The organism is Actinomadura nitritigenes (assembly GCF_017573545.1).
Lineage (GTDB): Bacteria > Actinomycetota > Actinomycetes > Streptosporangiales > Streptosporangiaceae > Spirillospora > Spirillospora nitritigenes.
In genome coordinates, this window is the sequence record NZ_JAGEOK010000001.1 from 166,347 (window position 1) to 179,331 (window position 12,985).

The 12,985-nt window shown below is 74.7% G+C and carries 11 protein-coding genes; 6 read left to right on the forward strand and 5 right to left on the reverse strand.

The window, feature by feature from the left end; all coding sequences use genetic code 11:
- Positions 1-35: 35 nt before the first annotated feature.
- A complete protein-coding gene (locus J4557_RS00640; RefSeq protein ID WP_208264317.1) occupies positions 36-1,085 on the forward strand; it encodes a threonine aldolase family protein in 1,050 nt (349 codons plus the stop codon).
- A gap of 125 nt (positions 1,086-1,210) precedes the next feature.
- Positions 1,211-2,404, forward strand: coding sequence for a thiolase C-terminal domain-containing protein (locus J4557_RS00645; RefSeq protein ID WP_208264318.1), 1,194 nt, complete (start codon positions 1,211-1,213; stop codon positions 2,402-2,404).
- 149 nt (positions 2,405-2,553) lie between these two features.
- Here the strand turns inward: J4557_RS00645 and J4557_RS00650 are convergent, their stop codons facing one another.
- Together J4557_RS00650 and J4557_RS00655 are read right to left on the reverse strand one after the other, a co-directional pair.
- A complete protein-coding gene (locus J4557_RS00650) occupies positions 2,554-4,200 on the reverse strand; it encodes an amidohydrolase (RefSeq protein ID WP_208264319.1) in 1,647 nt (548 codons plus the stop codon).
- Between the two features lie 74 nt (positions 4,201-4,274).
- Entirely contained in the window at positions 4,275-5,783 is a 1,509-nt protein-coding gene (locus tag J4557_RS00655) for an APC family permease (protein WP_208264320.1), read from the reverse strand.
- A 183-nt stretch (positions 5,784-5,966) separates the two neighbouring features.
- Between J4557_RS00655 and J4557_RS00660 the strand changes: the two genes are divergently transcribed.
- Positions 5,967-6,701, forward strand: coding sequence for a TetR/AcrR family transcriptional regulator (locus tag J4557_RS00660; protein WP_208264321.1), 735 nt, complete (start codon positions 5,967-5,969; stop codon positions 6,699-6,701).
- Here the strand turns inward: J4557_RS00660 and J4557_RS00665 are convergent.
- The gene (locus J4557_RS00665; protein ID WP_208264322.1) at positions 6,676-7,680 is read right to left on the reverse strand and encodes an MCE family protein; all 1,005 of its coding nucleotides are present in this window, start codon (positions 7,678-7,680) and stop codon (positions 6,676-6,678) included. The genes J4557_RS00660 and J4557_RS00665 overlap by 26 nt on opposite strands.
- A gap of 200 nt (positions 7,681-7,880) precedes the next feature.
- On the opposite strand from J4557_RS00665, the gene J4557_RS00670 reads away from it, so the two are divergent.
- Entirely contained in the window at positions 7,881-8,864 is a 984-nt protein-coding gene (locus tag J4557_RS00670; RefSeq protein ID WP_208264323.1) for an oxygenase MpaB family protein, read from the forward strand.
- A gap of 69 nt (positions 8,865-8,933) precedes the next feature.
- On the opposite strand, the gene J4557_RS00675 is transcribed toward J4557_RS00670, so the two are convergent.
- The gene (locus J4557_RS00675) at positions 8,934-10,091 is read right to left on the reverse strand and encodes an aminotransferase class I/II-fold pyridoxal phosphate-dependent enzyme (RefSeq protein ID WP_208264324.1); all 1,158 of its coding nucleotides are present in this window, start codon (positions 10,089-10,091) and stop codon (positions 8,934-8,936) included.
- Positions 10,092-10,242: 151 nt separating this feature from the next.
- On the opposite strand from J4557_RS00675, the gene J4557_RS00680 reads away from it, so the two are divergent.
- Positions 10,243-10,833: a TIGR03086 family metal-binding protein gene (locus J4557_RS00680; protein WP_208264325.1), complete on the forward strand. Its 591-nt coding sequence runs from the start codon at positions 10,243-10,245 to the stop codon at positions 10,831-10,833.
- Positions 10,834-10,948: 115 nt separating this feature from the next.
- On the forward strand, positions 10,949-11,971 hold the full coding sequence (locus tag J4557_RS00685) for a lysylphosphatidylglycerol synthase domain-containing protein (RefSeq protein WP_208264326.1): 1,023 nt from the start codon (positions 10,949-10,951) through the stop codon (positions 11,969-11,971).
- A gap of 21 nt (positions 11,972-11,992) precedes the next feature.
- On the opposite strand, the gene J4557_RS00690 is transcribed toward J4557_RS00685, so the two are convergent.
- Positions 11,993-12,802, reverse strand: a complete 810-nt coding sequence (locus tag J4557_RS00690; protein ID WP_208264327.1) for an amidohydrolase family protein — start codon at positions 12,800-12,802, stop codon at positions 11,993-11,995.
- Positions 12,803-12,985: the final 183 nt, after the last annotated feature.

Genomic DNA, 12,985 nt, shown 5'->3' on the forward strand with positions numbered 1-12,985 from the left:
GTGCCCGCGCTCGCGGCATTCGGGACAATGGGGGCATGACCTTCGCCATTCCCGATCCCAGGCGCGGCTTCGCCAGCGACAACCAGGCCAGCGTCCACCCCGAGATCCTCGCCGCGCTGGCGGCGGTGAACGAGGGGCATCAGCCCGCCTACGGCGACGACGCCGTGACCGCGCGGCTCCGCGAGGTCGTGCGGGGGCACTTCGGCGCCGCGGCGGAGGTGTTCCCGGTGTTCAACGGGACGGGCGCGAACGTGGTGTCGCTCCAGGCGATGTCGAAGCCGTGGAGCGCGGTGGTGTGCCCGGAGTCGGCGCACATCAACACCGACGAGTGCGGCGCGTCCGAGAAGATCGCCGGGCTGAAGCTGATCACGGTTCCGGCCCCGGACGGGAAGCTGACGCCCGAGCTGGTCGAGCGGTACGCGGCGGGGTTCGGCAACATCCAGCGCCGCCAGCCGTCCGCGGTGTCGATCACGCAGAGCACCGAGCTCGGCACCGTGTACACCCCCGAGGAGGTCGCGGCGGTCGCCGCCGCGGCGCACGAGCGGGGCCTCGGCGTCCACATGGACGGCGCCCGGATCGCCAACGCCGCCGCCGCGCTCGGGGTGCCGATGCGGGCGTTCACCACCGACGCGAGCGTGGACGTGCTGTCGTTCGGCGGCACCAAGAACGGGCTGCTGCTGGGCGAGGCGATCGTCGTGCTGAACCCGGACGCCGTCGAGGGGCTGGCGTTCCTGCGCAAGTCGAGCATGCAGCTGGCGTCGAAGATGCGGTACGTGTCGGCGCAGCTCGTCGCGCTGCTGGAGGGGGACCTGTGGCTGCGCAACGCCGCGCACGCCAACGCGATGGCGCGGCGGCTGGCGGACGCGGCGCGCGCGCTCCCCGGCGTGCGGGTCACCCAGGACGTGCAGGCCAACACGGTGTTCGCGATCGTGCCGAAGGACGCGGCGGAGCGGCTGCGCAAGCGGTTCGCGTTCTACACCTGGGACGAGCGGACGGGCGAGGTCCGCTGGGTGTGCTCGTTCGACACCACCGAGGGCGACGTGGACGCGTTCGCGGCGGCCCTCGCGGAGGAGCTGGACGGCTGACCTGCGACGCGTCCCCCCGGCCGGGCCGGGACGTCCCGATCAACGGGAGGCAAGCGAACGCTTCTTAGGTCCGGCGGGTTATCGTGGCCCCGAACTGGATTCGGTATCAGGAGGGCGAGCCCGAGATGACCAACCGCACCTTCGTCGTGGGCGTGGGCATGACCAAGTTCGAGAAGCCGGGCTCCCGCGACTGGGACTACCCCGACATGGCCAAGGAGGCCGTCGGCAACGCGCTGGCGGACGCCGGCGTCCCCTACGACAAGATCGAGATGGCGTACGCCGGCTCGATGTACGGGTCGATGGGGCAGCGCGCCCTCTACGAGACCGGCATGACCGGCATCCCGGTGATGACCGTCATGAACGCCTGCGCCACCGGGTCCAGCGCCCTGTTCCTGGCCCGGCAGGCCGTCCGCGGCGGGCTCGCCGACTGCGCGCTCGCGCTCGGCATGGAGAAGATGAAGAAGGGCTCGCTCGGCGCGGGCGTCGGCGAGTCCAAGGTCACCATCATCGACCACCACCTGCGGTCGATGACCGCGGGCCGCGAGTGGGAGCTGGACAAGGCGCCGATGCCGCAGATGTTCGGCAACGCCGGCCGCGAGCACATGGAGAAGTACGGCTCCACCCCCGAGCACTACGCGTGGATCGGCTGGAAGAACCACAAGCACTCGGTGAACAACCCGTACGCGCAGTTCCAGACCGAGTACTCGCTCGACGACGTCAAGAACGCCACGATGATCTTCGACCCGCTGACCAAGCTGCAGTGCTCGCCGACCTCCGACGGCGCCGCCGCCGCGGTCGTGGTCAGCGAGCGGTTCGTCGACGAGCACGGGCTGTGGGACCAGGCCGTCGAGATCGCCGGCCACCACATCGCCACCGACACCGCCGAGAGCTTCGCCGACCACTCCTCCATCCAGGTCGTCGGGTTCGGCGTCTCGCAGCGCGCCGCGAGGAAGGCGATGGACGAGGCGCAGGTGTCGATCGAGGACGTCGACGTCATCGAGCTGCACGACTGCTTCAGCGCCAACGAGCTGATCACCTACGAGGCGCTCGGCATGGCCGGCGTCGGCGAGGGCCACAAGCTGGTCGACGACAAGGCCACCACCTACGGCGGCAAGTGGGTCGTCAACCCGTCCGGCGGCCTGATCTCCAAGGGCCACCCGCTGGGCGCGACCGGCCTCGCCCAGTGCGCCGAGCTGACCTGGCAGCTGCGCGGCAAGGCCGGCGACAGGCAGGTCGAGGGCGCCCGCGTCGCCCTGCAGCACAACATCGGCCTCGGCAGCGCCTGCGCCGTCGCCGTCTACAAGCCCGCCTCCGCCTGACCGGCGCCTGGAGCGGAGCGGAAGGCGTCGGTCAGGCGTCTCTTGCCGGGGGGGTGTGGGGGGTCGTCCCCCCACCTGATACTGACTCGGCGTGCTACCGGGAGGCCCCGGCGCGATCATCGCGCCGGGGGCCTTCCGCGTCGCCGGGGTCAGGCGTCCGGGGCGGTGTGGACCCGGGCGCCGTCGACGTAGGTCAGGTGGACGCGGGTCTCGGCGATGGCCGCGGCGGGGCCGGCGAACGGGTCGCGGTCCAGCACGACGAGGTCGGCGCGGTTGCCGGGGCGCAGCGAGCCGGTGTCGTCGAGGTGGTTCACGTGGGCGGAGCCGGCGGTGTAGGCGGCGAGGGCGGTGGCGAGGTCGAGGGCCTGCTCGGGCAGGAACGGCTCGTCGCCGCCGCCGGGCAGGACGCGGTTCACCGCGACGTGGATCCCCTCGAGCGGGTCGGCGCTGCTGACCGGCCAGTCGCTGCCGGCCGCGAGCGTCGCCCCGGCGCGCAGCAGGCCGCCGAACGGGTACTGCCAGGCGGCGCGCTCGGAGCCGAGGAACGGGATGGTCAGCTCGTCCATCTGCGGTTCGTGCGCGGCCCACAGCGGCTGCATGTTGGCGGTCGCCCCGAGCGCGCGGAACCGTCCGACGTCGTCGGGGTGGACGACCTGGAGGTGCGCCAGGTGCGGCCGGGTGTCGCGCCACCCGTTGGCGGCGCGGGCGGCCTCGACGGCGTCGAGCGCCTCCCGGACGGCGCGGTCCCCGAGCGAGTGGAAGTGGACCTGGAATCCGTGGGCGTCCAGGGCGGTGACGTACCCGCGCAGCGCGCCGGGGTCGACGAAGCTGAGGCCGCTGTTGGCGGTGGCGCAGCCGCAGCCGTCGAGGTAGGGGGCGGTCATGGCGGCGGTGAAGTTCTCCGCGACCCCGTCCTGCATGATCTTCACGCTGGTGCAGCGCAGCCGGCCGCGGGTGAGCCGCTCCCGCTTGTCCAGCAGGTCGGGGATCTGCTCCTCGCCGCGGGCGCGCGACCACCAGAGCGCGCCGACGACCGTGGCGGTCAGCGACCCGTCGCCGGCCGCGGCGGCGTAGGCGTCGGACACGTCGGGGTAGCCGTCGGAGCCGCACACCAGGGCGTCCTGCCAGGCGGTGATGCCGAGGCCGTGGAGCATCTCCTGGGCGCGCAGCAGCCCGGCGATCCGGTCGGCGCGGGTGCGGGCGGGCAGCAGGCGGCCGACGAGCATCATCGCGCCCTCCTGCAGCATGCCGGTGGGGCGGCCCGCGCCGTCGCGCTCGATGCGCCCGTCGGACGGGTCGGGGGTGTCCGCGGTGATCCCGGCGAGCTCCAGCGCCCTGCTGTTCGCCCAGGCGCCGTGGTGGTCGCGGTTGACCAGGTAGACGGGCCGGTCGGGGACGGCCGCGTCGAGCGCCTCGCGGGTGGGGGTGCCGCCCGCGAAGCTCTCCATCGACCAGCCGCCCCCCGTGATCCACTCCCGGCCGGGGTGGGCGCCGGCGTAGGCGCGGACGCGCCGCAGGTACTCCGCCGGGTCGACGGTGCCGGTGAGGTCGCACTCGCCGAGCTCGATGCCGCCCATGACGGCGTGGACGTGCGCGTCCTGGAAGCCGGGCAGCAGCGGCCGGCCGCGCAGGTCCACGACCTCGGTGCCGGGTCCGGCGAGGTCGTGGACCTCGGCGTGGCCGACGGCGGTGATCCGCCCGCCGGTGACGGCGAGCGCGGTGGCCCGGCTGCGCGCCGGGTCCATGGTCAGCACGGGTCCGCCGGTGAACAGCAGGTCGGCGGGCTTGCGGGTCATGAAGGCGGTCTCCCTCGGACGGGCGGGAACGGCGGGACGGGGCGTCACGGTTCTTCGGCGGGCGGGACGGGGCGTCACGGTTCGGCGGTGCGGGCGGCGGGTCCGGGCAGCAGGTCGGGGGCGTCGGCGTCGGTGCCGCGTCCACCGGCGAAGTACGGGGACCGGCGCACCCACTTGGCCCAGCCCGCGGCGACGAGTCCCGAGCCGAGCATCAGCGCGGGCATCGACAGCTCGAACCAGCCGTTGTCGGCGCGCAGCGCGAAGTGGTCGGTGGAGGTGGCGAAGTCCACGCACAGCAGCGTGCCCAGGACGAACAGGGTGAGCGCCCCCGCGACCGGCAGCACCACCGCCCGCACGCCCTCCCGGAAGGAGGTGCGCAGCAGTCCGCGGAACCGGACCGCGGCGGCCAGCGCGGTCAGCCCGTAGTACAGCGCGACGACGATGCCGATCGCGTTGACGGCCGCCTCGATGAGCGTGCTGACCTTCGGGATGACCAGCGCGAACCCGGCGACCAGCGCGGCGATGGCGCCGATCAGCACGGTCCCGGCGGCGGGCGTGCCGTACCGGGGGTGCACCCGCGTCCACACCGGCCCGAGCGTCCGGTCGCGGCCCATCGCGAACATGCCCCGGACCGTCGGGATGACGCCGGCCTGCAGCGACGCCACGGCCGAGAAGGTCAGCGCGACCAGCGGCAGGACGGCCAGCGGCTGCCGGGCGAGCTGCGCGCCGAAGTAGGTGAGGCCCTGCGCGCCGTGGTCGGCCATCTGGTCGGCCGACAGCACCCGCTGGAAGGAGAGCGAGCCGAGCAGGAACAGCGCGAGCATGGTGAACAGCGAGATGAGCCCGGCGCGGGACGCGTCGCGGTGGTCGCGGACCTCCTCGCTGACGCTGAACACCGCGTCGAACCCCCAGTAGGTGAAGACCGACAGCACCATCCCCTGCGCGAGCGCGTGCAGGGACGGGAAGCCGAACGGGTTGAACCATTCCAGGGTGAACGGGTGGTCGCCGACGACCAGGCCGTAGCCGCAGAAGCCGAGCAGCACCAGGTACTCGAACACCAGCAGCCAGCGCTGGAACCGCGCGGCGAGGTTCACCCCGGCGATGGCCGTCGCCGTCACCGCCACGAGCACCGCCATCCCGAGGAGGGTGGCCTGCAGGTTGGAGTCGGGGTCCAGGGCCAGCCCGCCGAGGCGGTGCACGTGGGCCTCTCCGGCGAGCAGTATCAGCGCCGAGCCGGTGACCGTGGTGGTGTAGGCGAGGAAGACGATCGTGCCGACGATGTTGACCCAGCCGACGAGGAAGCCGAGCCAGGGGTTCAGCACGCGCCCGACCCACACGTAGGCGTTGCCGGCGTTCGGCTCCACCCGGTTGAGCCGGGCGAACGCGCCGCCGATGCACAGCACCGGCAGGAAGGCCAGCAGCGCCAGGATCGGCCCGTGCAGCCCGACGACGCCGACGATCACGCCGGTGCCGATGCCGATGCTGGTGGTCGCGGCGGTGCTGGACGCGGCGATGACGACGCCGTCGAGGACGCCGAGGGACCGTTTCAGGGAGGCGCCGGGCGGGGCGGGGGTGGGGTGCATGGGCTGCCCGATCCGTGAGGGCGGGGACACGGGCCCCGCGGGACGACGGTGGCGATGGCGACGCACTGACCGGTTCGCCCTGGTGAGCGGCCGGTGGGTCCATATGAAATAGCGCGTGCGCTTTTGTGGTCAATGGTGTTGTCATAAGGTGTCGCCGTCCCGTCCCCGCCCCCGGGAGCCCCCATGGACCGCACTCCCCCGCAGCCCGACCGCGTCATCGCCCGCAAGCGCCGCCGCCGTCCGACCAGGTCGGGGGTCGTGCTGTCCCACGAGCTGATCGTCGCCACGGCGATCCGGCTGCTCGGCCAGGGCGGCGACGGCGCGCTCACCGTCCGGCGGCTCGGCACCGCGCTCGGCGCCGACCCGTCCTCGATCTACCGGTACTTCCGCGACACCGACGACCTCGTGCTCGCCGTCGCGGACGAGCTGATCGGCCGCACCCTCGCCGGCACCCGCACCGGCGGCGGCTGGCGCGACCGGCTGCGCAGCATCGGCGAGCACCTGCACGCCACCTACGTGGCGCACCCGCAGGTCGCGCTGCTCGCCGCGTCCCGCGTCACCCGCCGGCCCAACGAGATCCGCGCCGTCGAGGCGGGCCTCGGCATCTTCCGCGAGGCCGGGTTCCCGCCGGCGCTCGCGGCCCGCCACTACCACCAGTTCATCGACCTCACGCTCGGGTTCGCGGCGCTGGACGCGGCGGCGAACGCGCTGCCCGCAGAGGCCGCCGCCGCCGACGGCGCGGCATGGACGGCCACCTACGCCCGGCTGGCCCCGGACACCCACCCGCACATCAGCGCCTGCGCGGCGCCGCTGGCCGCGACGATGGTGACCAGCGCCTATCCGGGCGCGCTGTCCCTGTTCCTGGACGGCCTGGAGGCGCGCCTCGCCGCGGTCACGGCGCCTGGCACAGGTCGGTGAACGTCGTGCACAGGTCGAGGTTGAAGGTGTCCACTCCGCTGCCGAGCAGGGTGCCGTCCGGTCCCGGAACGCGGATCAGTCCGCCGAGCCCCCGGAACAGCTCGTCCAGCACGTCCATCAGCACCGGCAGCCGCCGGTTCTGCCAGGCCAGGACCTGCACGGCGTTCGCCGTCCCGTCGACCATGCGGCCCATGTTCACGCCATGGTCGCGGAGCGTGCCGCCCACCCGGTCCGACAGCTCCCCGGCGGCGTCCAGCAGCTGCGACACCTTGTCGGGCCGCCGGTAGACCACGGGCGCGAGCCGGTCGAGGTCGCCGGCCGCGCCGGTGATGGCGCCGCCGCGGCCGGCGAGCGTCCCCGACAGCCCCGCGACGTCGCCGATCAGCCGCCGGATCTCCGGCTCGCGCGCGTGGACCGCGTCGGTGAGCGCGGCTCCGTCGACGATCGTCCGGTGCAGCGCGGGCCCCTCGCCGCCCAGGCCGGACGCCAGCGTCCGCACGATCGTCGCGACGTCGGACGGGTCGATCGCGGCGGTGAGGCCGTACGCGCGGTCGGTGATCCCGGACGGTTCCACCGGGTCCGACGTGCGGGCGATCCGCGCGCCGTCGCGCAGCGCGGGCCCGGTGCCGAGGTCGAGGGTCAGGTCCTTCGGCCCGAAGACCGACACGGGCTCGATGCCCGCCCGCGTGGTCGCGGGGACGGCGACGCCCGCCTCCACCCGCAGCCCGACGGTGACCCGGCCGTCCCGCCGCAGCCGGACGGTCTCGACCCGCCCGACCGCGATGCCGCGGACCTTCACGTCCGACCTGCCGGGGTCCAGGCCCTCGCCGGCGGCCGAGAACACCGCGGTGAAGTGGCGCACCCGACCCGGCGAGGGGCTCCCGGCCACCACCAGCGCCGCCGCCGCGACCGCCAGCGCCGCGAACCCGGCCACCGCGTACAGCAGCCGGCTGCGCGCGGACAGGTGCTCATCGCCCATGGCGAGGTCCCTTCGTGAGGCCGCCATTGCACCCGCGCGGGCCCCGGCCGGGCTATGCGCCCGGCGACGAAGCTCGGGCGGCGGGCTGTGCTCCGGACCCACAAAAGTACGCTCACGGAGCATTTGGACATGCGACAAAAATTGACTCGTGTCTCAATCCGGGTACCCTGGATGTAAGTGAACACTGGCCAGGAGGTGCGATGCCCGCCCCAGCATCCGGCCCCACCACCGCCACCGCCGCGCCTCCGCAGGCCCGCGCGGCCGCCACCGCCCCGCTCGGCCCCGGCACCCTGCTCTGGCGGCACGCCGCCGACCTGCGGTCCCTGCTCCCCGGCGCCGCCGCCGGGCTGATGCAGCTCATGCACCCCGGCATCGGCGCCGGCGTCACCGAGCACTCCGCGTTCTTCGACGCCCCCTTCGACCGCATCCACCGGTCCGTCCCGCAGATCTGGGCGACGATCCTCGCCCCCGACGGCGACGCCCGCGCCCGCGCCATCCGCGACCTGCACCGCGGCATCGGCGGCGTCGACGAGCGCGCCCGCCGCTACCACGCCCTCGAACCCGAGACGTTCTGGTGGGCGCACGCCACCTTCACCTGGGAGATCTTCAAGGCCGCCGAGCTCTTCCACCCCGGCACCCTCACCGCCGAGGACCACGAGCGGATGTACGCCGAGACCGTCACCTGGTACTCCCGCTACGGCGTCAGCATGCGCCCCGTCCCCGCCGACTACGCCGCCTTCACGTCGAAGTTCTGGCACGTCTGCGCCGAGCGGCTGGAGCTCACCCCCGCCGCCGCCCGCGCGCTGGAGATCGCCAAGCACGGTTCCGACACCGTCACGCTGCTGCCCGTCGGCGGGCCCCGCCTCGACCGCGCCGGCCGCCTCGTCGCCGAACGCCCGCTGCGCCTCATCACCTTCGGCTGCCTGCCCACCATCGTCCGCGACCGCTTCGACATCCCGTGGAGCGCCCTCGACCAGGCGCAGTTCACCGCCCTCGCCATCGCGAACCGGCAGGGCTACCGGATGATCCCCAGCGGCGTCAACCACTGGGCGCTGCGCAGCATGCTCCGCTACATCGGCGCGCACACCCGCGCCCAGCGCTACGTCTTCACCCAGGGCGGCGGCCCGCTGCGACCCCCGGCACGGCGCGGTCGACCCCTGCGCCGCCGCGCTCAGGTGTCGTGACCGCAAGGACCACCCCGACCGGGTTCAGCGCGGCGCGGTTCAGCGCGGCGCGGTTCAGCCGGGCGGGGGTCAGCGGGCCGGGGCAGGGGTCGCGGGCCGGTCGCTCAGCTCCGCGCACGCGCTGAGGACGCGGTCCACATCGTCGTCGGTGAGGCCGGCGTGCACCGCAAGCCGCAGCAGGGTCCGTGACCCGGGCATCCCCGAGAACAGCGCGGCGCTGAAGATGTCCCGCCCGACCAGCTCGTCCCGCAACCGCACCGCGTCGGCCTCCGTGGCGATCTCCAGCGCGATGATCTGCGTGTCGGCGTCGACCGCGCCGAACCCCAGCGCCGCCAGGCCGCCGCGCAGCCGTCCCGCGGCCGCGCGGACCCGGTCGCGCCGCCAGCCGTCGGCGTGGACGACGTCCACCGCCGCCGCGAGGCCCGCGACCTCGTGCGCGGGCAGCGCCGGGCCGGACACCGAGGCCCCGAGGGCCCCGGCGAACGCGGGATGGTCGCAGGCGATCAGGCCGGCGCGCGCGCAGAACGCCTTGCCGAGGCCGGCGGTGCGGAAGGCGACCCGGCCCGTCAGCCCCAGCTCGCCCACGAGGCCCTCGCCTCGCGCCCCCCGGACCCCGATCGCGTGCGACTCGTCGACGACCAGCAGGCACCCGTACGCTTCGGCGATCTCCACCAGGCCGTCCAGCGGGCACACCGACCCGTCGGTGCCGTAGACCGCGTCCGCGCAGATCACCCCGGGCCCGCCCGCCTCGACACGGCGGCGCAGGTCCGCCAGGTCGTTGTGGTGGAAGCAGACCGTGTCGGCGCCGGCCGCCCGCGCGCCCGTCCACAGCGACGGGTGCGCGAGCGCGTCCAGGTAGACGGGCGTGCCGGGGCCGGCGGCCACCTGGAGCGCGACCGTCCCCGCGTGCCGGCCGGACGGGCACAGCACGGCCCGCCGCGCCGCCAGCAGGCCGGCGAAACGCGCGCCGAGCCGGACCTGCGGATGGTCGGCGGGGAGGCCCGCACCGTGCGCGGACGCCTTCGGCGCGGCGCGCAGCCCCGCCGTCATCGCCTTGGTGACCCGCGGATGCTCGCCGATGGCCAGATAGTCGCCGCAGGTCAGCACGATGGTCCGCGTGCCGGGCCGGGCCCGGCCGGCGGCCGCGAGCCGGCGCGCCCGGCGGCCGTCCACGGATCCGCGCAGGTGCCTGATGCGCTCGCCCAGTCGCTGGTGGGCGCTGGTCATGGTCGTCACTCTCCCCGGTCGCGGGACGGCCACACAACGTAGTGTCCTCTAATCATAGGGTGAAAAGAATCTATGGCGTGGACCAATGCGCGGGTCCGCCGGCGGGGCATTCGAGTGGAACAGATCATTCCGTTCTGGTATACTCGTCCTCATGAACGAGATCACCGTCTCCGGCTGGACCGTCCTCGACACCGCCCACGAGGCCCTCCGCTCCACCGTCCGCGGCATCACCGCCGCCGACCTGGACCGCCCCACCCCCTGCTCCGAGTGGACGGTCGCCCAGGTCCTCCAGCACGCGGCCGGAGACCAGCTCGCCTACGCCGCCTCCATCACCGGCGGACCCGGGCCCGACTTCAACCCGTTCGCCCCGTCCGGCAGCCTCGACGCCGAGCCGCTCGCCCTGCTGGAGCCCGCCCTCACCGCCGGCGCCGCCGCATGGGCCACCGTGGACCGCGATGCCGCCGAGGCGCCGGTCCCGGTCCCGCCCGGCTCGCTCGCCCCGTGGCTGGGCGCCGGCGCCGCCGCCCTCGACGCCGCCGTGCACGCCTGGGACATCGCCCTCGCGACCGGCCAGGAGTCGCCGCTCACCGCCGGCCTCGCGCGGGACCTGCACAAGGTCGCCGTCGAGATCGTCGAGCCGCTGCGCCGGTTCGGCGCCTACGCCGCCCCGATCGACGCGCCCGGCGACGAGATCGCCGACCTGCTGCACTACCTCGGCCGCGACCCCGCCTGGACGGCCTGACCCCCGCCGCCGGACGCCGCGTCCCCGCTCCCGACGCGCAGCGTCCGGCGACCATTCCCCTCCAGGGCGGGCGCCGGTCGCGCGTTCTTCAACCGCGTGGTCCACAACGGACGGTGTGGACACGATCGCCGCCGGCGCCGAACGCCCGGCGTCCGCCGAGGCCCCCCGCCTTCCCGCCGCGCGCCCGCCCTTCGTCCGCTGGACGGTCCTCGCCGCCCTGCTCGCCACCGGAGCCGCCACCGCACCGGTGCTCCTGCGCTCGGCGCCCCTCCCCCGGGCGCTCGCCGCCGTCGGCGACATGCGCTGGGGATTCCTGCCCTTCCTGCTGGTGCCCGCGGGTCTGCACTACGTCTTCGCGGCGATCGCGCTGCGCGGCGCGTCCGGCAGTGCCCTCCCGCTCCGCGAGACGACGCTCGCCCAGTTCACCGCGGCCGCCGCCAACCGCGTCACGCCCGGCGGGCTGGGCGCCGCCGCCGTCAACACCCGGTACCTCGTCTGCCGCGGACTGCCCCTGCCCCGGGCGGCCGCCGCCGTCACCGCCCAGCAGGCCGCGCGCCCCGTGGGCGGCCTTCTGCTGATGGCGGCCGCGCTCGCGACCGGTGGCGGAGGCGGCCGGATGCCGGACGCGATCGCGGACCACGCGGCGCGGGCGGCGGGCCGGGCGGCGGCGCTCGTCCCGCCCGTCCCGCTGCTCACCGTCACCGGCGTCCTGCTCGCCGCGGCCGCGCCATGGACGCTCAGAGCCCTGCGGTCGCCCGCGGCGCGGCGGGCCGCCGCGGGCTTCGCCGAACTGCGCCGGCGGCCCCGCGACCTCGCGGTCACGCTCGCCGCGTCCGCCGCGGGCACGCTCGTCCTCGGCGCCGCGTTCGCGGTCAGCGCGCTCGCCGTCCCGGGCACGGGCGCGGGGATGGCCGACGCGCCCGCGCTGCTCGCCGCCTACCTGGCCGGCGCCACAGCAGGCGCGGCGGTGCCGGTGCCCGGCGGCATCGGCTCCACCGAGGCCGCGCTGGTGGCGGCGCTGGCCGCCGGCGGCGTCCCGCCCGGCCCGGCGCTGCAGGCCGTGCTGGTGTTCCGGGTGGTCACGTTCTGGGCACCCGTCCCGGTCGGGCTCCTCGCGTGCCGGACGCTGCGCCGGTGACGGCCTTTACGTTGTAGATCACTAGATGCGGAACACGGCGCGGGCGTTGCCGGACAGGAACGCCTCCCGCGCCGCGTCGTCCAGGCCCAGCTCGTCCAGCCCCCGCAGCGCACGCTCCGGCGTGATCATCGGGTAGTTCGTGCCGAACATGACCTTGTGGTGCCGGTCCTGCGCCATGTAGCGGACGAGCTCCGGCGGGTACCGGCGGACCGTGTACGCCGAGGTGTCGATGTAGACGTTCGGGTGCTTGCGGCACACGGCGACCATCTCCTCCGTCCACGGGTAGCCGACGTGGCCGCCGACGATGACCAGCTCGGGGAAATCCAGCGCGACCTGGTCGACGTACGGGATCGGACGTCCCGTCTCGCTCGGCCGCAGCGGGCCGGTGTGCCCGACCTGCGTGCAGAACGGGACACCGAGCTCCACGCACTCGGCGAACAGCGGATAGAACCGCCGGTCCGTCGGCGGCAGCTCCCACAGCCACGGCACCACCCGCAGCGCCCTGAAGCCCAGCTCGTTCACGCACCGACGCAGCTCCCGGACCGCCTCCATCGGCTTGCGCAGGTCGACCGACGCCACCCCCGCCAGCCGGTCCGGCGCCTGCTCGACGAACGACGCGACCTCGTCGTTGCTCACCAGCGCGCCCTCCGGGCCGTACCAGGCGCTGATCAGCCCCACGTCCACCCCGCCGGCGTCCATGGCGCCGACCGTGACCGAGACCGGCACCTCCTCCGCAGGCGGTTCCTGCCCCGTCCACCGCCACAGCGAGTCCAGCATCTCGTGCCGCAGGAACCGGACCGTTCCATGCTGCATCCACGCGTCGACGATCATCGCGTCTCCTCTCGACCAGGTGATTATCGTGTGCGGCCCGCGGGACCGCGCTGGTACCCTCGCGATCATGTCCAGCCCGGAGGCGAACAGACGCTGACCCCCGGCGCGCCCGGCCGTGACGGCCGCCGCGCCGCGGTGCGGGCCGCCCTCCGACGCGATCGCGTCGCCACGAGGGCTCCTTCC